The sequence below is a fragment of the Roseovarius atlanticus genome, assembly GCF_001441615.1.
GTDB lineage: Bacteria > Pseudomonadota > Alphaproteobacteria > Rhodobacterales > Rhodobacteraceae > Roseovarius > Roseovarius atlanticus.
Window position 1 is genome coordinate 45,598 of record NZ_LAXJ01000012.1, and the last position, 21,424, is coordinate 67,021.

General features: G+C 65.5%; 19 protein-coding genes. 6 read left to right on the forward strand and 13 right to left on the reverse strand.

All coding sequences use genetic code 11. The features are described from left to right. Window positions 1-20 precede the first annotated feature (20 nt). From XM53_RS12715 to XM53_RS12755, 9 genes are all read right to left on the reverse strand, one after another. Window positions 21-473: a cytochrome c-type biogenesis protein gene (locus XM53_RS12715; protein WP_057793882.1), complete on the reverse strand. Its 453-nt coding sequence runs from the start codon at window positions 471-473 to the stop codon at window positions 21-23. Then, a complete protein-coding gene (locus XM53_RS12720; RefSeq protein WP_057793883.1) occupies window positions 470-2,437 on the reverse strand; it encodes a heme lyase CcmF/NrfE family subunit in 1,968 nt (655 codons plus the stop codon). Before XM53_RS12720 ends, XM53_RS12715 begins: the two co-directional genes overlap by 4 nt. Window positions 2,438-2,824: 387 nt before the next feature. Further along, on the reverse strand, window positions 2,825-3,412 hold the full coding sequence (locus tag XM53_RS12725; protein WP_201455417.1) for a holin family protein: 588 nt from the start codon (window positions 3,410-3,412) through the stop codon (window positions 2,825-2,827). After that, complete coding sequence (locus XM53_RS12730) at window positions 3,403-4,014, reverse strand: holin-associated N-acetylmuramidase (RefSeq protein WP_057793885.1); 612 nt, start codon at window positions 4,012-4,014, stop codon at window positions 3,403-3,405. Before XM53_RS12730 ends, XM53_RS12725 begins: the two co-directional genes overlap by 10 nt. A gap of 67 nt (window positions 4,015-4,081) precedes the next feature. Next, window positions 4,082-4,528 carry a cytochrome c maturation protein CcmE gene (gene ccmE, locus XM53_RS12735; RefSeq protein WP_057793887.1) on the reverse strand — a complete coding sequence of 149 codons (447 nt, stop codon included), beginning with the start codon at window positions 4,526-4,528 and terminating at the stop codon, window positions 4,082-4,084. 28 nt (window positions 4,529-4,556) lie between these two features. Further along, complete coding sequence (gene argC / locus XM53_RS12740) at window positions 4,557-5,585, reverse strand: N-acetyl-gamma-glutamyl-phosphate reductase (RefSeq protein WP_057793889.1); 1,029 nt, start codon at window positions 5,583-5,585, stop codon at window positions 4,557-4,559. A gap of 71 nt (window positions 5,586-5,656) precedes the next feature. After that, window positions 5,657-6,472 carry a glutamate racemase gene (locus XM53_RS12745; protein ID WP_057793891.1) on the reverse strand — a complete coding sequence of 272 codons (816 nt, stop codon included), beginning with the start codon at window positions 6,470-6,472 and terminating at the stop codon, window positions 5,657-5,659. A gap of 22 nt (window positions 6,473-6,494) precedes the next feature. Next, window positions 6,495-7,358 (reverse strand): lysophospholipid acyltransferase family protein, encoded by an 864-nt coding sequence (locus XM53_RS12750; protein WP_057793893.1) that lies wholly within the window; start codon window positions 7,356-7,358, stop codon window positions 6,495-6,497. A 91-nt stretch (window positions 7,359-7,449) separates the two neighbouring features. Then, entirely contained in the window at window positions 7,450-10,869 is a 3,420-nt protein-coding gene (locus XM53_RS12755; protein WP_057793895.1) for an indolepyruvate ferredoxin oxidoreductase family protein, read from the reverse strand. 179 nt (window positions 10,870-11,048) lie between these two features. On the opposite strand from XM53_RS12755, the gene XM53_RS12760 reads away from it, so the two are divergent. Further along, complete coding sequence (locus XM53_RS12760) at window positions 11,049-11,942, forward strand: LysR family transcriptional regulator (protein ID WP_057793897.1); 894 nt, start codon at window positions 11,049-11,051, stop codon at window positions 11,940-11,942. Between the two features lie 201 nt (window positions 11,943-12,143). On the opposite strand, the gene XM53_RS12765 is transcribed toward XM53_RS12760, so the two are convergent. Both XM53_RS12765 and XM53_RS12770 read right to left on the reverse strand, forming a co-directional pair. Further along, window positions 12,144-13,274, reverse strand: coding sequence for a M24 family metallopeptidase (locus XM53_RS12765; RefSeq protein ID WP_057793899.1), 1,131 nt, complete (start codon window positions 13,272-13,274; stop codon window positions 12,144-12,146). Next, complete coding sequence (locus tag XM53_RS12770) at window positions 13,271-14,302, reverse strand: pyridoxal-phosphate dependent enzyme (RefSeq protein ID WP_057793901.1); 1,032 nt, start codon at window positions 14,300-14,302, stop codon at window positions 13,271-13,273. Before XM53_RS12770 ends, XM53_RS12765 begins: the two co-directional genes overlap by 4 nt. Window positions 14,303-14,449: 147 nt before the next feature. Between XM53_RS12770 and purL the strand changes: the two genes are divergently transcribed. From purL to grxD, 5 genes are all read left to right on the forward strand, one after another. Next, window positions 14,450-16,615 (forward strand): phosphoribosylformylglycinamidine synthase subunit PurL, encoded by a 2,166-nt coding sequence (gene purL, locus XM53_RS12775; RefSeq protein WP_057794074.1) that lies wholly within the window; start codon window positions 14,450-14,452, stop codon window positions 16,613-16,615. Between the two features lie 268 nt (window positions 16,616-16,883). Next, window positions 16,884-17,432 carry a hypothetical protein gene (locus tag XM53_RS12780; RefSeq protein ID WP_057793903.1) on the forward strand — a complete coding sequence of 183 codons (549 nt, stop codon included), beginning with the start codon at window positions 16,884-16,886 and terminating at the stop codon, window positions 17,430-17,432. Between the two features lie 178 nt (window positions 17,433-17,610). Beyond that, window positions 17,611-17,853, forward strand: a complete 243-nt coding sequence (locus tag XM53_RS12785; RefSeq protein ID WP_057793905.1) for a BolA/IbaG family iron-sulfur metabolism protein — start codon at window positions 17,611-17,613, stop codon at window positions 17,851-17,853. A gap of 5 nt (window positions 17,854-17,858) precedes the next feature. After that, window positions 17,859-18,095, forward strand: a complete 237-nt coding sequence (locus tag XM53_RS12790; protein ID WP_057793907.1) for a hypothetical protein — start codon at window positions 17,859-17,861, stop codon at window positions 18,093-18,095. Beyond that, the gene (gene grxD / locus XM53_RS12795) at window positions 18,092-18,454 is read left to right on the forward strand and encodes a Grx4 family monothiol glutaredoxin (protein ID WP_057793908.1); all 363 of its coding nucleotides are present in this window, start codon (window positions 18,092-18,094) and stop codon (window positions 18,452-18,454) included. Before XM53_RS12790 ends, grxD begins: the two co-directional genes overlap by 4 nt. Before the next feature lie 177 nt (window positions 18,455-18,631). Here grxD and XM53_RS12800 read toward each other — a convergent pair whose 3' ends face one another. Then, on the reverse strand, window positions 18,632-20,425 hold the full coding sequence (locus XM53_RS12800; protein WP_057793909.1) for a TRAP transporter permease: 1,794 nt from the start codon (window positions 20,423-20,425) through the stop codon (window positions 18,632-18,634). A 4-nt stretch (window positions 20,426-20,429) separates the two neighbouring features. Then, the gene (locus XM53_RS12805) at window positions 20,430-21,383 is read right to left on the reverse strand and encodes a TAXI family TRAP transporter solute-binding subunit (protein WP_057793910.1); all 954 of its coding nucleotides are present in this window, start codon (window positions 21,381-21,383) and stop codon (window positions 20,430-20,432) included. Between the last annotated feature and the right edge of the window lie 41 nt (window positions 21,384-21,424).

The window sequence follows — 21,424 nt, forward strand, 5'->3', positions numbered from 1 at the left end:
ATGCAACGCGCGACGGCGCGTCAGTCCTTCATGATTTCGCGCAGCCGCGCCTCTTCGGCGGCGCTCAGCCCCGCCTCGCCCTCGGGTTTCGAGTTCGCGCGCCCCCGGATATAGACCGCCGCCAAGAGCCCGCCGAGGATCAGCATCACCGGCCCCGCCAGCCACAGCACAAGGTTGCTGCCGCTGGCCACCGGGTTCAGCAGCACGTATTCGCCGTACCGGTCCACGACGAAGTCCACGACCTCTTCGTCGCTGTCGCCGGCCACCAGCCGCTCGCGCACCAACAGGCGCAGATCGCGGGCCAGGTCAGCATTGGAATCGTCGATGCTCTCGTTGCGGCAGACCAGACAGCGCAGGCCGGAGGATATCTCCCGCGCGCGCTCCTCCAGCGCCGGATCGTCCAGGATCTCGTCCGGCTGCACCGCCCAGAGCGGCGAGGCCAGAAGGCACAGGATCAGCACAAGCCGCTTCATTCCGCCGGCACCCCCACGGCGCGGGTCTTGCGCGCGCCGGCTGCCACGCGGTAACGCCGATCCGAAAGCGACAGCGCACCGCCGATCGCCATCAGGATCGCGCCGCCCCAGATCCAGTTCGCCAGGGGCTTGTAATAGGTCCGCACGGCCCAGCCGCCCGCCGCCTGCTCGTCGCCGATCACGACATAGACGTCGCGCAGAAAGCCGTTGTCGATCGCGGCCTCGGTCGTTGGCATCCCGGCCACCGGGTAGATGCGCTTTTCCGGGGTCAGCCGGCTGATCTCGGAGCCGCCCTTCGACAGGGTCACATCCGCCATAGTCGACAGGTAGTTCGGCCCCTCCACCTCGCGCACGTCGTCGAGCGTGATGGTCAGTCCCGACACGTCAAAGCTGTCGCCCACCTGCGCCACGCGGATATCCTCGGCCTCCCAGGCCAGCATCCCGGCGATGCCCGCGATGGTGATGCCAAAGCCCGCATGGGCCACGGCCTTGCCCCAGTCGGCGCGCGGCAGGCGCGTCAGCCGCGACAGGCGGCCCCCGCCCCGTCCCGTCCGGCTCCACAGATCGACCGCCGCGCCCGACACCAGCCAGGCCGCGAGGAACAGGCCCACCGGGCCAAGCGCGCTGCGTTCCGTCTGCATCGCAAACGCCAGCGCGCCCACGGCCACGGCCAGCGCGAACGCCCCCGCCAGCGGCTTCACCACGCGGCCCAAATTGCCCCGCTTCCACGGCAGCATCGCGCCCACCGGCAGGATCAGGCCCAGAACCACCATGAACGGCGTGAAGGCCATGTTGAAGAACGGCTCGCCGACGCTCAGCTTGCGGTCGAACATGAGTTCCGAGATCAGCGGCCAGATCGTGCCCACGAAGATGACAAAGGCCGACACGCCCAAGAGCACGTTGTTGGCCACCAGCATCGTCTCGCGGCTCATCAGGCCAAAGACCCCCTTGGCCTGCATCGCGCCCGCCCGCGCGGCGAACAGTGTCAGGCCCAGCATCATGAAAAAGCCGGTGATCATCAGCAGGAACACGCCGCGTTCGGGGTCCGTGGCAAAGGCATGAACCGAGGTCAGCACGCCCGAGCGGGTGATGAACGCGCCGATCATCGAAAACCCGAAGGCGATGATGGCCAAGAGGATGGTCCAGCTTTTCAGCGACTCGCGCTTTTCCACCACGATGGCCGAATGCAGCAGCGCGGCGGCAATGAGCCACGGCATGAAGCTGGCGTTTTCGACCGGGTCCCAGAACCAGAACCCGCCCCAGCCCAGCTCGTAATAGGCCCACCAGGACCCAAGCGCGATGCCGATGGTCAGGAAGATCCACGCCGCCAGCGTATAGGGCCGCACCCACCGGCCCCAGGCCGCATCGACCCGGCCCTCGATCAACGCGGCCAGCGCGAAGGAATAGGTCATCGAAAGACCCACGTAGCCGAGGTAGAGGAACGGCGGATGGAACGCCAACCCGGGGTCCTGCAACAGCGGATTGAGGTCGCGCCCGTCGAAAGGCGGCACGTCCATGCGCAGAAACGGGTTCGAGGTGAACAGGATAAACGCAAAGAACGCCACCCCGATCAGGCCCTGAATCGACAGCACACGCGCCTTCAGCGTCGGCGGCAGGTTGCCGCCGAACCACGCGGCGAACGCCCCGAAAAGCGTCACGATCAGCACCCACAGCAGCATCGAGCCTTCGTGGTTCCCCCAGACGCCGGTGATCTTGTAAAGCAGCGGCTTGGCCGAATGGCTGTTGGCCACCACCAGCTCCAGCGAGAAATCAGAGGTCACGAAGGCCCACATCAGCGCGCCGAACGCGCCCAGCGTCAGCACGAATTGCAGCGTCGCGGCGGGCTCGGCCACCGCCATCCACCCCGCCCATCGCTTATGCGCGCCGATCAGAGGCACGACCGACTGAAAGCACGCCACGAAGAAGGCGAGGATGAGGGCGAAATGTCCAAGCTCGGTGATCATGGCCCGGTTATAATCGTCCCGGGCCTCGTCTCCAACCCATTTCGGGTGCGACGGGTGATCACATTGTCGCGGGAATACGCCGCGCCATCGCTGCCCCCCGGGGTGTCGATCCAACGGCACATCGGCAGAGCTTTTTCTCGGCCAAATCCGAAAAACGTTCAAGCAATGTACCCGCGTCTGCCCAATCGCCGCCCCCTGGGTGGGGGGCAGCGATGGCGCGGCGGCGCGGCAAGCAGCGCCTTGATTCCGCGCCGGTGACTAGATACGCAACATCGTCCCGGACTTGATCCGGGACCTCCCCCGCCAAGAGATCACCGGATCAAGTCCGGGGATGACGGTGAGGACACGCGGCGGGCCCCGTGCTTCGCGCCACGCGCCCGCGCGCTCTTATCGCCCGTGGCTAGCGTCCTGCCACTCCCGCAGGGCCGCATTGGGCTCGCTGTCCGCCTGCTGCACCTGCAAGCTCAGCCCCGCGTCATGCCCGGTATCGGCCACGCCCGCGCTGCCCGCCTCCAGCGCGCGCAGGGATTTCAGGTTGCCCACCACCTGCGGCGTGCGGGCCATCGTGGCAGCGATGGAGCGGTGAAATTCCTGCCCCTTCGCCTGATGCCGCGCCCCGAAGTAAAAGCTGACAATCGCCCCCAACAGCCACCACAGCGGCTCGGGCACCAGCGCGATCCCCTGCATCCGCTCGGAAAACCAGATCGGGTCCACCATCGCGGCCACGAACAGACCCAGCGTGCCAAGCGCCATTGCCGGGCGCGGCACCCGGTTCAGCCCGTCGATGAACCGGTCGTACCAGCCCTTGCGCTCGGCCTTGAACTCCGCCGCCAGCTGCGCCAGCGCCGCGCCCTGCAACTCCGCCGCGCGTTCATCCGATTTCTCGGCATTCACCCGGAACGCCTCCGCCGTCTCGACCACGGCATTGCGCCCGCCGCCGAAGACCAAGCTCAGGAATGTCTGGATCAGTCCCATTTCGCCACCCGGTCCCGAAATTCCGTCGGCGTCAGGTGATAGCGGGGCGAGATGAACGCCTCGGCCCGCCGGATCCAGCCGCCCTTTCCGCCCGCCCGGGTGCGCGCGTATTTGCGCGACGCGGGGCGCTGATCGGCCAGCCGGAAATAGTAATTCCGCCGCGCGATCCCGTAGGCATCCGCGATATGCAGCGGCGCCACGCCATGGGCCAGCTCGGCCGCCTCGATGGTCTGCGGGCCGATGATGCCGTCCACCGCCACCTCGTGCCCCATCTGCCGCAACAGCCGTTGCAGGATCTTCACCGCATTGGCCCCGGCATTCACGTACATGTCGAACACGCTGGCCTGCAAAACCTGCGGCAGGCGGGCGATGCCGGGCCGGTGGTAGTAATGGTCGATGAAAATATCCTGCGCCTGTGCGCGGCTCAGCCGGCGCACATCGGCCACGTCCACATCCCCGTCGCGGTCCAGGTCCAGCCCCAGCCGCCGCATCGTGTGGATGGTCACGCCATGGTTGGTGGCCCCGCCGGGGTCGTTGGGGTCGTTCACGAACCCGCCTTCCCGCGCCAGGATATCCTTTGCGATCTCCGAGACAGTCTGCATTCCGCGCCCCCTTGGCCAGCGATGTCAACTCGCCGGCAAGGGTGGTCAGGAATGGTTAACGCGGGGTCTAGCTACCGTCCGGTTCCTGGTAGACGCCCTGTTCCTTCAGCGCGTCGACCACCTCTTTCGGCATGTATTCCTCGTCATGCTTGGCCAGGATCTCGGTCGCGGTAAAGACCCCGTCCTCATAGCGGCCCAAGCCCACCATGCCCTCGTTCTCTCCGAAAAGATCCGGCAGAACCCCGGTATAGCGCACCGGCACCGACGCGCCGCCATCGGTCACGCTGAAGGTCACAGTCTCGCCCTCGCCGCGCCTCAGCGTGCCTTCCTCAACCAGCCCGCCGATGCGGAACGTTTCCGAGGGTGCGGGCGGTTCGGCCATCACCTGGCTTGGCGAGCGGAAGAAGTTGATGCCGTCGCGCATGGCATAGCCGATCAGCCCCGTGGCCAGCACCAGCGCAATGGCCGTCACGGCAATGATCTGCACACGCCTTTGTTTTTTCAATGATTTCATCGCGCTACCCCGTCCTCCTCAGGGAAACTCATGGAAACACCGGCGCCAGCATCAGCCCCGTGGTCTCGTCGATACCTAGCATCAGGTTGGCATTCTGCAAAGCCTGCCCGCTCGACCCCTTGCACAGGTTGTCGAGTGCGGCGACCACGATGGCCCGCCCGTCGATGCGGTCCGCCACCACGCCGATATGGCAGAAATTGCTGCCCCGCACATGCCGCGTGCTGGGCCCTTCACCATAGGGCAGAACCTCGATGAAAGGCTCGTCCGCGTAAGTATTGAAAAGCGTCTCGTAAACGGCCTTGGCCTCACCCTTCACATATCCCGTCGCCAGAATCCCCCGGTTCGCCGGGATCAGATGCGGCGTGAACTGGATGCGCACGTCCCGCCCCGCAATCTCCGAGAACTCCTGATCGAACTCGCCCAGGTGCCGGTGCGTGCCCCCCAGGGCATAGGCGTGATACCCTTCGGACAGCTCCGCATGCAGCAGGTTTTCCTTGAGCGACCGCCCTGCCCCCGAAACCCCGCATTTCAGATCGAGGATGATCTCGTCGAGGTCGATCACCCCCGCCTGGATCAAGGGCCGCAGGATATATTGCCCGGTCGCGGCATTGCATCCCGTTCCGGCCACCAGCCGCGCGCCCCGGATGGCGTCGCGGTAGAACTCGGTCAGGCCATAGACCGCCTCTTTCTGCATCTCGACGGCGGCGTGCGCGTTGCCGTACCATTTCTCGTAAGCGTCCGGATCGCGCAGCCTGAAATCCGCGCTCAGATCCACGATCTTCAGATCCGTGGGCAGCGCCGCGATGACCTCCTGGCTGGTCTTGTGCGGCAGGGCGCAAAAGCACAGGTCGATCCCGGAAAAGTCGATCTCGTCGATCGTCACCAGCGTCGGCAGATCGAGGTGCCGCAGATGCGGAAACGCCTGCGCCATGGTCTGCCCGGCCTTGGAATTGGCCGACAGCGCGGCAATCTCCAGCCCGGGATGGGTGGCGATCAGCCGGACAAGTTCGGCGCCGGTATAGCCCGAAGCGCCCAGAATGGCGATTTTATGGGTCATGTCAGACCTCTTTCATCAGTTATCAGTCTTGTAAGGAAGATTGCGCGCGCCCGCAATGCGACGCGCTGGCCTCAGGCGGCGTGAAACGTGATCCCTCGTCGCAGGAACTGCGTCGCCCGGTCCGAGGTGCGCTTGGGGTCGCCCGTGGTCAAAAAACGCACGCCCTCGCCTCCGGTCGCCATTTCGGGGTGCCGCTCCAGGTAATCGGCCAGGCTCGCCGCCACCAGTTGCGGCTGCGAATAGACCTGCACCTCCGGCCCCAATGCCGCCTGGAACACGTCTTCGACCAGCGGGTAATGCGTGCAGCCCAGAACGGCGGCCTGCGGATTGGGCATCTTACGCTTCAGCGCATCCACATGGCTGCGCACCAGCGCCTCGGCCAAAATCATGTCGCCGTCCTCGATGGCATCCACCACGCCGCCACAGGCCTGCGCCTCGACATCCACGCCGATGGCCCGGAACGCCAGTTCGCGCTGAAAGGCCCTGCTGCTGACGGTCGTGGGCGTGGCGAACAGCGCCGCGTGCTTCACCGCCACCTCGCGCGGGGGAGAGTTGTCGCCCCATTGCCGCTCGGTCAGCGCCTCGATCAGCGGCACGAAGACGCCCAGCACGCGCTTGCCCTTCGGCACGCCTTCCTCCTGCATCCGGCGCAGCGCGGCGGCGGACGCGGTGTTGCAGGCCAGGATCACCAGGTTGCAGTCCTCGTCATGCCACAGCCGCTGCACATGCGCCTTGGTGCGAGTGAATATATCGTCAGGATCGCGCACGCCGTAAGGCGCGTTGGCGTTGTCGCCCAGATAGACCAGCGCCACATCGGGCAGCCGCGCCTCCACGGCGCTCAGAACCGTCAGGCCGCCAAGCCCGCTGTCGAAAATCCCAACTGCCATGTCAACCGCGCTGCCCGCGCCCCTAGTCGTATTCGAAGCCAATCTCGTCCGGGTTCACCGGACGCGTGCTAAGCTCATACGTCTTGTGCCGCAGAAACGCCATCATGGATTTCGTGTCGCCGGCCCGGGCGCGCAATTCGTCCTGCGCGATGGGCTGGCCCACCACGACCTGCACGCGTGTGTCCACGCGCTTGCTGAACTCCTTGATCAGCAAGCCCATGCGCAGGGTGTAATGCAGGTGACTGGCCAGCTGGAACAAACGGCTGGTATGCCCTTCGAAGAAAATCGGCACCACAGTCGCATCCGATTTCGCCACCATCCGCGCCGTGAACCCGCGCCAGCCGGGGTCGAGCGGCTGGGCAAAGGGTTTGGCCGCCGTGCTGACCGTCCCGCCGGGGAAAATCCCGATGGCGCCCCCGCCCTTCAGATAGTTCAGCGCCGTCTTGCGCGTCTCGACATTCAGCGCGACAGCCTCTTTCGTCTCGTCGAAGCTGATCGGCAGGATCACGCGGTTCAGATCCTCAGCCTTGCGAAAGATCTGGTGCGCAAGGATGCGGAAATCGCCCCGCGTCTGGCTCAGGATATGGCCCATCATCAGACCATCCAAAATGCCATACGGGTGGTTCGCGATCAGGATCAACGGCCCCTTGCGCGGGATGCTGTCCAGGCTTCCGCCCACAACGTCCAGCGTCAGGCCATAGCGTTCCACCATCACCTGCCAGAAATCCCGGCCCGCCGCGACCTCCTGCTCATAGCCCGCCGCCCGCTTGATCAGCCGGATACGGCCCGTCAGGTTTTCCATCGTGCGGATCATGGCGCGGCCCCCGCGGGTCTGCGCCGAGTAGGCATAGCTGATGTCACGGGCCACGTGGCGTTCCAGGCGCATGTTACCGTCCGTCTCGATTCGCGTGCATCCATCTACATCGCCCCGCCACGTAACAGGGCGATGAAATTTGGGTAACAAAGGCGCGGGCGGCCTACTGTGCCGCGCGCGCCACGTCCTGCCCGCCTTCGCGGATCACCTGCAACAGATGCTCGCGCTGCTTGGCCGCCTTCTGCGCGTTCGCCATCTTCACCGGACCGAAGCCGCGAATCTGCAACGGCAGTTCGGCCAGCGCCACGATGGCGTCCTGCGTCCTGCCCTCCAGCTTAGGCAGCACCTGCGCCATGTCCGCCTCGTACTCGCGGATCAGCGCGCGTTCCATCCGCCGCTCCTCGCTATAGCCGAAGATGTCCAGCGGCGTGCCGCGCAAGCCCTTGAACTTCGCCATCAGGCGCATCGGCTTTTCCATCCAGGCGCCGAATTGCCGCTTCTTGGGCCTACCGTCCGGGCCGGTCTTGCTCAGGATCGGCGGCGCCAGGTGAAAGGTCATGTCGAAATCACCCGCGAACTCCTCCTCGGCCTTCTTCCGGCTCTGGATCAGCAGGCGCGCGACCTCGTATTCGTCCTTGTAGCTCAAGAGCTTGTGATAGCCCATCGCCACCGCTTCGCGCACTTGCTCGTTCTCGATCCCGTCCACCAGCTTGCGATACCGCTTGGCCAGCCGCTTGGACTGATATCCGACCAGGTGATCGGCGCGGAAGGCGATCTTCTCCTCCAGCGATTTGGGTTTCTGCACCACGTTCGGCGTCACCATGCGGTCCGCCTCCTCGGGGTGCACGGCGGCCCATCGCCCAATTTCGAAGGCGCGCAGGTTCCGCTCCACCGCGGCCCCGTTCAGCTCGATGGCAGCATCGATCGAGGCCTTAGACAAGGGCACGAGGCCCCGCTGCCATGCCGCGCCAAAGATGATCATGTTGGAAAAGATCGCGTCGCCCATCGCCACCCGCGCCAGTTCGCTGGCGTCGAACAGCACCACGTCATCCTGCATCCGCGCCTTCAGCGACAGCGCCAGCTGGTCGGTCGGCAGCGTGAATTCGGTGTCGCGGGTGAAATCGCCGGTCATGATCTCGTGGCTGTTGACCACGCCACCCGTGCGCCCCATCCGAGTCAGGCCCAGCGTCTTGGCCCCGGCGCTGACCACCAGGTCACCGCCAATCAGCGCATCCGCCTCGCCCGTGGCGACTCGTATCGCACTGATATCGCCCGGCTTCTCGGCAATCCGGCAATGGATATGCACCGCGCCGCCCTTCTGCGCCAGACCGGCCATTTCCATCATGCCCGCGCCCTTGCCGTCGATCTGCGCCGCCTGCGCCATGACCGCGCCGATGGTCACCACGCCCGTGCCGCCGACGCCGGTGATCACCACGTTATACGTGCCGTCGATCCTGGGCAGCGCGGGCTCGGGCAGGTCCGGCAGGTCCAGATCGGCTGAGGCTTCCTTGCGGATCTTCGCCCCTTCCAGCGTCACGAAGGACGGGCAAAACCCCTTGAGGCAGGAAAAATCCTTATTGCAGCTCGACTGGTCGATGGCCCGCTTGCGGCCCAGTTCGGTTTCCTTCGGCACGATGGCGACACAGTTCGACTGCACCCCGCAATCGCCGCAGCCTTCGCAAATGTCGGTGTTGATGAACACGCGCTTGTCGGGATCCGGAAATTTGCCGCGCTTGCGGCGACGGCGCTTCTCGGCGGCGCAGGTCTGTACGTAAATTATGGCAGATACGCCCTTGATTTCCTGAAACTTCTCCTGCACCTGCATCATCTCGGCCCGCTCGCGCCAGCCGATGCCGGACGGGAAGTGCGACTTCTCCGGCTCTTCCTTCTCGTCATAGACCACCGCGATGTGCTGCACGCCCATCGACTGCAGCTCGCGCGCGATCCGGTCGGGGCCCAGCCCGCCCTCGTTGGTCTGCCCGCCGGTCATGGCGACCGCGTCGTTGTAGAGGATCTTGTAGGTGATGTTCACACCCGCAGCCAACGCCGCGCGAATGGCCAGAACGCCAGAATGGTTGTAGGTGCCATCCCCAAGATTCTGGAACACATGTTCGCGGTTCGAAAACGGCGCCTCGCCGATCCAGTTGGCCCCTTCCGCACCCATGTGGGTGAACCCGCTGGTCTCGCGATCCATCCACAGCGACATGATGTGACACCCGATCCCGGCATAGGCGCGCCCGCCCTCGGGCACCTTGGTCGAGGTGTTGTGCGGACACCCGGCGCAGAAATACGGCAGCCGCGCCGCCAGCTCCTCGGCATTGTCCGATTTCTTCGCTTCGTCAATCAGTTGCAGGCCGGCCTTCACGCGATCCGTGCCGCGACCTTCCTCCACCAGGATCGTGCCGATCTTCTCGGCCACCATCACCGGGTCCAGCGCCATGCGCGTCGGGAACAGCTCCTCGGAATGCAGGCCGCCCGCACCGCCCTTGTACCAGCCATAGACGCGCCGCCCCTGCCGGTCGTCGAAAATCGCTTCCTTGATCTGGATCTCGATCAGCTTGCGCTTTTCCTCGACCACCACGATCAGGTCCAGCTCCTCGGCCCAATCGTGAAAGCCCTTCATGTCCATCGGGAAGGTCTGGCCCACCTTGTAGGTCGTCAGCCCCAGCCGCTCGGCCTCGGCGGCGTCGATCCCCAGCATGTCCAGCGCATGAGTCAGGTCCAGCCAGTTCTTGCCGGCGGCCACAAACCCGATCTTCGCGCCCGGCTTGCCCCACACCCGTTTGTCAATTTTGTTTGCGTGTGCAAAGGCTTCGGCGGCGTACCTCTTGTGGTCGATCATCCGCGCTTCCTGCGCGATCCAATGATCCCCCAGCCGGATGCTCAGGCCCCCATCCGGCATGTCGAACTCCGGCAACACGAAATTCATCCGGTCGAGGCTGCCATCGACGACGCTGGTCACCTCCACCGTGTCCTTCATCGTCTTCAGCCCGGCCCAGACGCCCGCAAAGCGCGACAGCGCAAAGCCATAGAGGCCAAAGTCCAGGATCTCCTGCACCCCCGCCGGCGACAGCACCGGCATGTAGGCATCCACCAGCGCCCAGTCCGACTGGTGACACACGGTCGAGCTTTCGCCAGTATGATCATCCCCCATGGCCATCAACACGCCGCCCAAGGGCGCGGTCCCGGCCATGTTCGCGTGGCGCATCACGTCGCCCGAGCGGTCCACCCCCGGCCCCTTGCCGTACCACAGGCCGAAAACGCCATCATGTTTTCCTTCGCCGCGCAGCTGCGCCTGTTGCGTGCCCCACAGCGCCGTCGCCGCCAGATCCTCGTTCAGCCCCGGCTGAAAGGTCACGTTCGCCTCGGCCAGCACCTTTTCCGCGCGCGCCATCTGCAAGTCCACGGCCCCCAGGGGCGAGCCGCGATAGCCCGTCACGTACCCGGCGGTGTTGTGCCCTTCGGCGCGGTCCCGTGCGGCCTGCATCAGCATCAGCCGCACCAGCGCCTGCGTGCCGTTCAGCAGGATCTGCGATTTGGACAGGTCCAGCCGGTCATTGAGGGAAATCTTCTGATCGCTCATTTCGTCCTCCCGTGGCGCTTGCGCGATCCGGCGCAATTGCTAAACATATAGGCGTGTATTAGGTCAATATACGTGACCTACCCCAAAATTTCACGCGAATTCGGCGCTATCGGCTGTGAACCGCAAATGTTTTTCTGCTATTGCGCCAGCGGGGAACGGATTGATTTGAAAGTTGCGAAATGGATTGGGACAAACTGAGAATATTTCACGCCGTCGCCGACGCGGGCAGCCTCACCCATGCCGGTGATCAGCTTCACCTGTCGCAATCCGCCGTCTCGCGGCAGATTCGCGGGCTCGAGGAATCACTCAACGCCACGCTTTTTCACCGCCACGCGCGCGGTCTGATCCTGACCGAACAGGGCGAGCTTCTGTTCGACGCCACCCGCGCCATGGTCAAGCGTCTCGATGCCGCCACCGCCCGCATCCGCGACAGCGAGGAAGAGGTGTTCGGCGAATTGCGCGTGACCACCACCATCGGATTCGGCACGCTCTGGCTGGCGCCCCGCCTGCCGAAGCTTTTCGCCACCTACCCCGACCTCAACATCGACCTCATGCTCGAGGAACGCGTGCTCGACCTGCCCATGCGCGAGGCCGACGTGGCCATCCGCATGAAGGAACCCAGCCAGGCGGACCTCATCCGCAAGCGGCTGATGATGATCAACATGTGCCTTTTCGCCTCGCAGAAATACCTAGACGAGCGCGGCACGCCGGAAAGCATGGAAGACCTCAGCCAGCACCGCATCATCTGCCAGAATCCGCGCTCGGCCCAGGTCGGCGCGGGCGCCACGCTGGTCAGCGAGCTGATGACCTACGACATCCCGTCGCTGCTGACGGTGAACAACTATTACGGCGTCTTGCAGGGCGTGCTCAACAATCTGGGCATCGGCGTGCTGCCCGACTACCTGGGCCACGATTTCGACCAGATCGTGCGCGTGCTGCCCGAGGTTCAGTCCTCGGACGTGCCGGTCTTCCTCGCCTACCCCGAGGAGCTGCGCCAGTCACAGCGCATCAAGGCATTCCGCGATTTCGTCCAGGAAGAGATCGTGGCCTATCGCAAAAACGTCGCAAAATAAGGCATTGCGCCCATTTCCCGAACAGCGGCCAATGCAGCTATGCGGCAACAGCATAGCAGGTTTTCACTTATTGCCGCCTGTTTATCCTTGATCGCTCGGAAAACGGGCACTAATTCGCAGGCATGACGGTGATCAACCCGATCACTTCATACCTCCCTGTTGGACTATGGCCGAGCTTATTGCTCGGCCTTTTTTTTGGCCTCACATCACCGGAATCTCGGCCTCCGCGAGCGGCGACAGCGCTCGCGGCGCACCTTCGGTAATTACGATGTTCTCCTCGTGCACCATGCACAGGCCCCCGGGCCGGTCGATCCCCGGCTCCAGCGTGATCACCATGCCGGGTTCCAGAACAGTCTCGTCGCGCGGGGTGAGAGACAGCCCCTCGGTCAGTTGCATCCCCAACCCGTGGCCCAGCCGCCCCGCGGTCTCGCCCGCGCCGACGATATCCGACATCGCGCGCCACAGGTCGCAGGCGCGCGCGCCGGGCCGGGCGATCTCCATCGCCGTCGCCGTGGCCTCGATCAGCCGCGCATGGGCCTCCGCCACGCCGTCGCCCACATGACCCACCGCGAAATTCCGGTCGAAATCGCAGAAATAGCCGTCCCACACCGCGCCCGTGTCCAGCATCAGCACGTCGCCCGCCCGCAGCGGCATCTCGGACGCGGGCGAGATCACATCCGCATACCCGCCCTGCGCCGCGCCGCCCGCAAGGTAGGGCACCCAATCCGCGCCTTCCTCCAGCAGCAGGCGCTGGAAATCGCGAAAGACCCCCGCAAGCGCCCGGCCTTCCCCCGCGAATTCGGGCACCCGGGCAAAGGCGCGGCCCGCAATGGCACAAGCGGTTTCGATCTTGGCGACCTCGGCCGGGGATTTGACCGCCCGCAGCCGCGCTACGATGCCCGCATCGCCGGTGAACGGCAGACCGGCCAGATCCCTAACCCGCGCGAAATCCGCCAGCGGCATGCGCAGATGCGTCTCGTATCCTGACGGCACCCCCACCGGGCCGCCAACCTCGGCCAGCGTCTGCGCCAGCAGGCTCACACCGTCATCCTCGGGGTTCGGAGCCGGCCACGTGCGGATATCCTCGATCCATGTCCGCCCCATCAGCGCGGCTCCGATCGAGGGAATCACCGCCTTGGGCGGTCCTTCGCGCGGCACCACCAGGAACCAAGAGCGGCTCGGGCTTTCCCAGAACCGCGTCCGAAAGCCGGTGAAATAGCGAACATCCGCCTCGGTGGTCAGCAGTAGCGCGCCCAGCCCCGCGCGATCCATCAGCACCTGTGCCCGCGCGATGCGGGTCTCGTACTCCGCCCGCTCGAACCCCCGGCTCATCCGTCGGCCTGCTCGCTCAGGATGCACAGCACCCGCGCGGTGGCCCCCAGCCCCATCAACCGCGCAGCCGCCAGCCCCGCCGCCCCCGATTCCGTGCTCTCCAGCCCCATCAGCGTCAGCTCCGGCAGCACCGCCGCCGCCTCGTCCTCGGTGAGGGTCGCAAAATCGTCGGCGTCCCGCGACAGCCCGCGCAGCGCGATCAACGACGGCTCCTTGCAATCCAGCCGCCCCATGGCCGAAACCGGGCCCTCGGTCGCCACCGGCCGCCCCGCCTCAATGCTGGCTTGCAAGGCCGGGGCCGCCTCGGGTTCCACCACGACGATGCGCGGCGCGGCGCTCCAGACGGCGCGGAAATAGGCGGCACAGGCCCCCGCCAACCCACCAACCCCGGCTTGCAGGAAGATATGCGTGGGCACCTCGGGCATCTGCCGCACGGCCTCTTCGGCCATCACCAGATAGCCCTCCATCAACCGCCAGGGCAGGTCCACGTACCCGGGCCAGGAACTGTCGGACAGAAGTGTCCAGCCATTGTCCGCTGCAGCCTGCTCGGCGGCTTTCATGCTGGATTCGTAGTCCACCCCGGCCCGCACCACCTCCGCGCCCATGTCGCAAAGCCGAGCGGCAAAGCTTTCCGGAACCGTCTCGGCGATATAAACCACGGCCTTCGCGCCAAAGACCTTAGACCCGGCGGCCACCGACATCCCGTGATTACCCGCGCTTGCGGTGACATAGGTTCGCTCCGCCAGTGCCATCGCCATGTCGTCCGCCCCCGTCGCCGCGGCCTCATGCGCAATGACATAGGCCGCCCCAAGCGCCTTGAAGCTCCCCAACCCCATGCGCCCGCGCTCGTCCTTCACGAATACCGTTGTACCAAAGGCCTCGCGCTGCTCCAGCGGCGTCTCCCCATGCGCCGGGCACTGCGCCAACAATCGCAACGGCGCGGCGGCCTCTACGCTTGGCCCCGGGATCTCGGCCAGCACGCCGTCCACCAGCCCTTGCCCGCGCCACGGGTTCTCGATGATCTTCATTACAGCTCCTTTTCGCCCAACCCCACGGCATCGCGACGGGCAGGTCAAGGCCCATGCCACCCGGGCGCGCCGCACCCCCTTCCCCCCGCTGCGATCATGGCCTAATAGGGGCGCCATCTGCACCGCACCTTGGGGGACATGTTTCACATGCAGGAACCGGCCATCACGTCCGATCTGATCGCGGCCCACGGGCTCAAGCCCGACGAGTACGACCGCATCCTCGAAATCATCGGCCGCGAGCCCACGTTCACCGAGCTTGGCATCTTCTCGGCCATGTGGAACGAGCATTGCTCTTACAAGTCCTCCAAGAAATGGCTGCGCACCCTGCCCACGGACGGCCCGCAAGTGATCTGCGGCCCGGGCGAGAATGCGGGCGTCGTGGATATCGGCGACGGTCAGGCCGTGGTCTTCAAGATGGAAAGCCACAACCACCCGTCGTATATCGAGCCCTACCAGGGCGCGGCCACCGGCGTGGGCGGCATCCTGCGCGACGTCTTCACCATGGGCGCGCGCCCCATCGCGTCGATGAACTCGCTTAGCTTCGGCGAGGTCGCCCACCCCAAGACCCGCCAGCTGGTGCATGGCGTGGTCGCGGGCATCGGCGGCTACGGCAACTGCTTCGGCGTGCCCTGCGCGGGCGGCGAGGTGCGCTTCGACCCGGCCTATAACGGCAACTGCCTCGTCAACGCCTTCGCGGCGGGGCTGGCCGATGCCGACAAGATCTTCTACTCCGCCGCCTCCGGCATCGGAATGCCCGTGGTCTATCTCGGCGCCAAGACCGGCCGCGACGGCGTCGGCGGCGCCACCATGGCCTCGGCCGAATTCGACGAGACCATCGAGGAAAAGCGCCCCACCGTGCAGGTCGGCGACCCTTTCACCGAGAAACGCCTGATGGAGGCCACGCTGGAGCTGATGGCCACCGGCGCCGTCATCTCGATCCAGGACATGGGCGCCGCAGGCCTCACCTGCTCGGCCGTCGAGATGGGCGACAAGGGCGGCCTCGGCGTGAAACTCAACCTCGACGCCGTCCCGCAGCGCGAGGCGAACATGACCGCCTACGAGATGATGCTGTCGGAATCCCAGGAACGGATGCTCATGGTCCTGCGCCCGGAAAAGGAATCCGAGGCCCGCGCCGTGTTCGAGAAATGGGACCTCGACTTCGCCATCGTCGGCGAAACCATCGCCGAGGACCGCTTCCTGATCATGCACAAGGGCGAGGTCATGGCCGACCTGCCGCTGGCAACCCTGTCGGGCAGCGCCCCGGAATACGACCGCCCGTGGGACGAGCCGGAAACGCCCGAGGCGCTCGACGATGCGAACGTGCCCAATGTCGATCCCATCGACGGTCTGAAGGCCCTCATCGGCTCGGTCAACTACTGCGCCAAGCAATGGGTCTACGAGCAATACGACACCATGGTGATGGCCGACAGCGCCCGCACGCCGGGACAGGGCGCGGGCCTCATCCGCGTGCACGGCACGGACAAGCACCTCGCCTTCACCTCCGACGTGACCCCGCGCTACGTGCGCGCCAACCCCTTCGAGGGCGGCAAACAGGCGGTGGCCGAGGCCTATCGCAACCTCACGGCACTGGGCGCCGTGCCGCTTGCCACCACCGACAACCTCAACTTCGGCAATCCGGAAAAGCCTGCGATCATGGGCCAGTTCGTCATGGCCATCAAGGGCATCGGCGAAGCAGTTGCAGCACTCGACATGCCGATCGTATCGGGCAACGTCTCGCTCTATAACGAGACCGATGGCAGCGCCATTCTGCCCACCCCCACCATTGGCGCGGTCGGCCTTATCAAGGACCCCGAGACCGCCATCACCGGCCAGGCCCGCGACGGCCACGTGGCCCTGCTGGTTGGGGAAAGCAACGGCCACCTGGGCCAATCCGCATTGCTGGCCGAGGTCTACAATCGCATCGAAGGCGACGCGCCGCCCGTCGATCTGGCCGCCGAAAAGCGCAACGGCGACTTCATCCGCGCCAATGCCGAATACATCAAGGCCTGCACCGACCTCTCCGATGGCGGCCTCGCGCTGGCGGCTTTCGAGATGGCCGAAGCGGCGGGCGTGGGCGTCTGCCTCGACAGCGACGAAACAGCGGTCCTCTTCGGCGAGGATCAGGCCCGCTACCTCGTGGCCTGCAACTTCGACCAGGCCGAGGCGTTGATGATCGCCGCAGGCCAGGCCGGCGTGCCGATCCAATCCGTGGGCCGCTTCACCGGCAGCGACGTGCAGATGGGCCGCTCCAGCGCGCCACTCACCGAGCTGGCCGCGATCTACCGCGGCACCTTCGGCGACACCTTCGCCTGACACACCGTAGGGCGGGGTTTAACCCCGCCTCCGCACGCCGGTGCCGGGATGAAATCCCGGCCTACGCTGACCCGCGCACAAAATTACACCGCCTGTCCGTCTCACACCTCCACCCGCCGTCCCGCAGGGCGGGGTTTCACCGCGCCACCCCACCCGGATACCGGGATCAAATCCCGGCCTACCTTAATCACGTTTGCGTCGGGGGCGTTGGCGTGCCCGCCGTCCCCTGCCATTCTTTCGGACACCGTACCGTCCGAAAGGTCCCACCATGCTCCGCCTGTCTCTGACCCTTGCCGTCACCCTGCTGCCCCTCCTGGCCAGCGCGCAGGACAGCGAAACACCCGCCCCGGCCCCTGTGCCCGAGGCCCCCATGACGGTCGACCGGCTGAATGACATCCTCGTCGCGCTCGACGACAGCGCGCGGATCAACGGCCGCGTCTGGCAGCTGACCATCGCCGGCACGCCGGTCCTGGTGATTGCAGACCCCGACAACGACCGGATGCGTGCCCTGTCCCCCGTGGCCGATCTCGAAGACGTACAGATCGACACGCTCCAGCGGATGATGCAGGCCAATTTCGACACCGCGCTCGATGCCCGCTACGCCATCGCCAAGGACATGGTCTGGTCCACCTATATCCACCCTCTCAGCCCGCTGGAAAAGGACCAACTGATCTCTGGCTTGGGCCAGGTGATCAACCTCGTGCAGACCTACGGCACGCTCTACACCGGCGGCGCGATGCAGTTCGGCGGCGGCGACAGCGGCGCGATCCAGCGCGACCTCATCGACGAGCTACTGAAAAAGGGCGAAGAACTCTGACGCGGCGCGCGCCCGCCCCACATCGTAGGGCGGGGTTTCACCCCGCCGCCTCATCCCGATGCCGGGATGAAATCCCGGCCTACCGCGCCGCGGACGACGTCGCCGGAAACCACGTCCGTCGCTTGCATCCCGGCCCTGCGCTCTCTACATCAGGGGCAGACACCAAGGAGGCGCGCACATGCCCATGCAAGTCCAGGAAATCGAGGACCTGATCCGCGAGACTTTCCCCGACGCCAAGATCACCATCACCGATCTGGCCGGCGACGGGAACCACTATGCGGCCGAGGTCATCGACGAAAGCTTCCGGGGCAAGAACCGTGTCCAGCAGCAGCGCGCCGTCTATGCCGCGCTCAAGGGCAAGATGGACGGCCCCTCGGGCGACCTGCACGCCCTGGCGCTGACCACCAAGGCCCCGGACTGACCGCAATGAGCTGGACGCTGATCATCCTGCTGGTCCTGGTTGCCGCCGCCATCGCCGCGGTCGCCATCGTGGGCCAGCGCAAATCCCCCGGCAAACGTGGCAGCGAACCGGGGACCGGAATGCATGTACTGGAATCCGACTACCAATCCGGCATGGGCGGCGGCAACGTCCGGCGCTGGGAAATCCCCCGCGATCCGCAAGCCTATGCCAAAATCTTTGCACCGAAGGACACCAAGAAATGAGCGATCCCAAGACGCAAATCGAAGAGACCGTCAAAGCCAACGACGTGGTGCTCTACATGAAGGGTACCAAGACCATGCCGCAATGCGGGTTCTCGTCCCGAGTCGCGGGCGTGCTGAACTACATGGGCGTCGACTATACGGACGTGAACGTGCTGGCTGACGATGGCATCCGGCAGGGTATCAAGGATTATTCCGACTGGCCCACCATCCCGCAGCTTTACGTGAAGGGCGAATTCGTGGGCGGCTGCGACATCATCACCGAGATGACCCTCTCGGGCGAGCTTGATACGCTCTTCGAGCAGAACGGCGTGACCTATGACAAGGACGCCGCCGAGAAGATCCGCGAAGCCAACGGCTGAGCCGGTCTTTCCCAAGACTTGATCCAAAGCGCGGTCCCGGTTTCGGGGCCGCATTTTTCTTTGCGAATGCTTACCGGCGCACGGTCCGTTCACACAAGCCTTCGGACAACGGCACCGTCGCGACACCACCAAAATACCGACGCGATACCGACGCGGGTTTTCGCCCCCGATTCGCCGTTAAGACATTGGCCACAGGATCAAAAACAGCCCCGCCGCGAACGCCGCCGCGCGCAGCGGCCAGCCTTTCTTCAGCACCAGCGATAAGCTGACCAGCGCCAGCCCCGCGCCCACCTTCACCATCGCCAGTACCGCCCATCCGGGCGCCTCGGCCAGCGCCGTGATGCCGGGGTTTGCCACCATCCCCAACGGGATCAGGTAAAGGCCCACACCCAGCGTCATCGCCGTCAGCGCGACCCGCAGCCAGTTCTCGCCGATCATGCCCGCCGCGATGAACACCGCCCCGCAGACGGGCGGCGTGATGGTCGACAACAGCGCATACCAGAAGACGAACAGATGCGCCTGCAAGGGCTCCATCCCCAGTTTGATCAGCGCCGGCCCGGCGACCGACACGCAGATCACATAGGCCGCTGTCGTGGGCACTTCCATGCCCAAAATCAAGCAGGCACAAGCGGTTAGCAGCAGCGAGGGCCACAGCATCCCGCCCGAGGCCGACAGGATCAGCGAGGTGATCTTGACCCCCAGCCCGGTCACACCCAGCACCCCGATCACGATCGAGGCGCAAAAGATGATAGCGCCGATCAGCGCCACCTGCCGCGCCGCCGTCATTACGGCCAACTCGGCGCGCTCCAACGCCCGGCGCGCATTGAACCGCAGGTCCGAGCCCACCAAAAGCAGCGCCGCCCCGGCAAAGATCGACAGGCAGGCAGCATATTGCGGCGTCACGCGCATCACGAACATGCCCCATAGCAAGATCAGGAACGGCACCAGGAAAAATGCAGACGTGACAAGCACATCGCGCCGCGCGGGCCGGTCCGCATCCGCCAGTCCCCGCAGGTCGAACCGCGCCGCATAGCCGTCGATCCCGACCCACACGGCCCAGAAATACAAGAGCGCCGGAAGCGCGGCCGCCGCCATGATGCCAGTGTATGGCACCCCCGTCAGCTCGACCATCACGAAGGCCCCCGCCCCCATCAGCGGCGGCATGATCTGCCCGCCGGACGAGGCCACCGCCTCGACCGCGCCGGCGATCCGCTTCGGGTATCCCAGCTTTTCCATCGCCGGCAGCGTCACCGCCCCGGTCGAGGCCACGTTGGCCGAGGCCGAGCCAGAGATCGACCCGAAGAGCGCAGAACTCAGCACCGACACCTTCGCCGCTCCGCCCCGCAGACGCCCGGCAGCCGCAGAGGCCACGTTCATGAAACCCTGCCCCGCCTCGCCCGCGTTCAGCACCGCACCGAAGATGACAAAGATCGCCACCACGTTCACCGATACCTGCGTGAGCGATCCCCAAAGCGCGCCTTCGGCAATGGTCAGCGTGCCCAGAAAGCTCTCGATCGGCGTGCCCGAATGCCCGAAACGCCCCGGGATATATTGCCCGAAGAGGCCGTATAAAAGCGCGATGGCCGCCACCAGCGGCAAGGGCCAGCCAATCGCCCGCCGCGCCGCCTCCAGCACCACCAGGATCAGCACCGCGGCGATGGCCACCTGACCCTGCCCTTCAAGAAACCCGTACTGGTCGCCCAGCATGTCGCGGTTGAAAACCACCCACAGCGCCGCGCCCACGCCAAGCACCGCGAGCACGTAACCGCTATGACGCATGAGCCCCGCCTGCCCCCAGACCAACACCCAGGGCAGCACGAATACCAGGTGCATCGGGCGGCTGACCAGGTTCGGCACCAACCCCCAGAACACAAGCCCGATATGAAAAACCACCGAGGCCAGCGCCAGGCCAAGCCAGAAAAGCCGCACAGGACCAGCCTGCGCGGCGGGATCGGGGGTCGTCAGGCTCACGCGGTCACTTCTGGGCGTCGGTCAGGGCCATGCCTGCCTCTTCGTAATACCGCACGGCGCCGGGGTGGATCTGGCCGGTGATGTTCTCCATCAGGGCCTCGTCCACGCCGTTCCACCAGGCCGAGGATTCGCCCAGCTTGGCCTTGCTTTCCCAATAGGTCTTGGTCAGCTGATACGCCGTCTCGTCATCCATCTTGGTCGTCGTGTAGGCCGCCACCGGCAGCGAGGTCGTCACGATATCCTCATCCTGCCCGGCATAGGTGCCGGCGGGAATGACCAGCTTGGTGCGCCCGGTCTCGGCGATCTGCTCGTCGCTCATCGACAGCACCGTCACACCTGTCGAAGCCGCGGCCTCGACCACGTTCGGCGCGGGCCACGAGCCTGCGGTGACGAACCCGTCGATCTGGCCGTTCTGCATGGCCGGAACGGCATTGGACAGTTCCACATCCGCGATCTCTACCTTGTCCGCCAGGCCAAAAAGACCAAGGTACTTCTCGCCCTCCGTCGCGCCGAAGCTTCCCTTGCCCAGAAGGATCGTCTTGCCTTCCAGATCGGCCAGCGTCGTCGCGCCGCTTTCCTCGGACATGACGAAATGCATAGTCAGCGACGGGATCGGAAAGAGCGCGCGGATCTCGTTGAAGGCCGGGTCGCCCTTGCCCTCGAACATCGCCTTGCCGCCCTGCGCCAGGCTGACCAGCACGGGGGGCGTCGTAAACACGTAATCGCTGCCCCGCGCCCGCACCTCCATCACGTTCTGCACCGAGCCCTGGCTTTCCTCGACGGTGACGCTGATCTCGCCGTCCGAGGCCTCTTGCATGGCCTCGGCGATCTGCACGCCCATCTGGTAATAGGACGAGGCCGTCTTGGCCGATTTGTAGGTCACGCGCGTCTCGGCGGCGGCCGGCAACGCCAGCATGGAACCGGCCAGAACGGCGGCGGTCAAACGGTGAAACTTCATGGTATCCTCCCAACTGTCTGGGGCGCATCAAGACACGCGCC

What these genes read in the sequence shown, in the direction of transcription:
- XM53_RS12745 (WP_057793891.1), bottom strand. Translation starts at nt 6,472, where the DNA reads ATGGCAGTTGGGATTTTCGACAGCGGGCTTGGCGGCCTGACGGTTCTG.
- XM53_RS12750 (WP_057793893.1), bottom strand. Translation starts at nt 7,358, where the DNA reads ATGCGCCTGGAACGCCACGTGGCCCGTGACATCAGCTATGCCTACTCG.
- XM53_RS12725 (WP_201455417.1), bottom strand. Translation starts at nt 3,412, where the DNA reads ATGGGACTGATCCAGACATTCCTGAGCTTGGTCTTCGGCGGCGGGCGC.
- XM53_RS12720 (WP_057793883.1), bottom strand. Translation starts at nt 2,437, where the DNA reads ATGATCACCGAGCTTGGACATTTCGCCCTCATCCTCGCCTTCTTCGTG.
- purL (WP_057794074.1), top strand. Translation starts at nt 14,450, where the DNA reads ATGCAGGAACCGGCCATCACGTCCGATCTGATCGCGGCCCACGGGCTC.
- XM53_RS12780 (WP_057793903.1), top strand. Translation starts at nt 16,884, where the DNA reads ATGCTCCGCCTGTCTCTGACCCTTGCCGTCACCCTGCTGCCCCTCCTG.
- XM53_RS12715 (WP_057793882.1), bottom strand. Translation starts at nt 473, where the DNA reads ATGAAGCGGCTTGTGCTGATCCTGTGCCTTCTGGCCTCGCCGCTCTGG.
- grxD (WP_057793908.1), top strand. Translation starts at nt 18,092, where the DNA reads ATGAGCGATCCCAAGACGCAAATCGAAGAGACCGTCAAAGCCAACGAC.
- XM53_RS12755 (WP_057793895.1), bottom strand. Translation starts at nt 10,869, where the DNA reads ATGAGCGATCAGAAGATTTCCCTCAATGACCGGCTGGACCTGTCCAAA.
- XM53_RS12730 (WP_057793885.1), bottom strand. Translation starts at nt 4,014, where the DNA reads ATGCAGACTGTCTCGGAGATCGCAAAGGATATCCTGGCGCGGGAAGGC.
- argC (WP_057793889.1), bottom strand. Translation starts at nt 5,585, where the DNA reads ATGACCCATAAAATCGCCATTCTGGGCGCTTCGGGCTATACCGGCGCC.
- XM53_RS12790 (WP_057793907.1), top strand. Translation starts at nt 17,859, where the DNA reads ATGAGCTGGACGCTGATCATCCTGCTGGTCCTGGTTGCCGCCGCCATC.
- ccmE (WP_057793887.1), bottom strand. Translation starts at nt 4,528, where the DNA reads ATGAAATCATTGAAAAAACAAAGGCGTGTGCAGATCATTGCCGTGACG.
- XM53_RS12805 (WP_057793910.1), bottom strand. Translation starts at nt 21,383, where the DNA reads ATGAAGTTTCACCGTTTGACCGCCGCCGTTCTGGCCGGTTCCATGCTG.
- XM53_RS12760 (WP_057793897.1), top strand. Translation starts at nt 11,049, where the DNA reads ATGGATTGGGACAAACTGAGAATATTTCACGCCGTCGCCGACGCGGGC.
- XM53_RS12785 (WP_057793905.1), top strand. Translation starts at nt 17,611, where the DNA reads ATGCCCATGCAAGTCCAGGAAATCGAGGACCTGATCCGCGAGACTTTC.
- XM53_RS12770 (WP_057793901.1), bottom strand. Translation starts at nt 14,302, where the DNA reads ATGAAGATCATCGAGAACCCGTGGCGCGGGCAAGGGCTGGTGGACGGC.
- XM53_RS12765 (WP_057793899.1), bottom strand. Translation starts at nt 13,274, where the DNA reads ATGAGCCGGGGGTTCGAGCGGGCGGAGTACGAGACCCGCATCGCGCGG.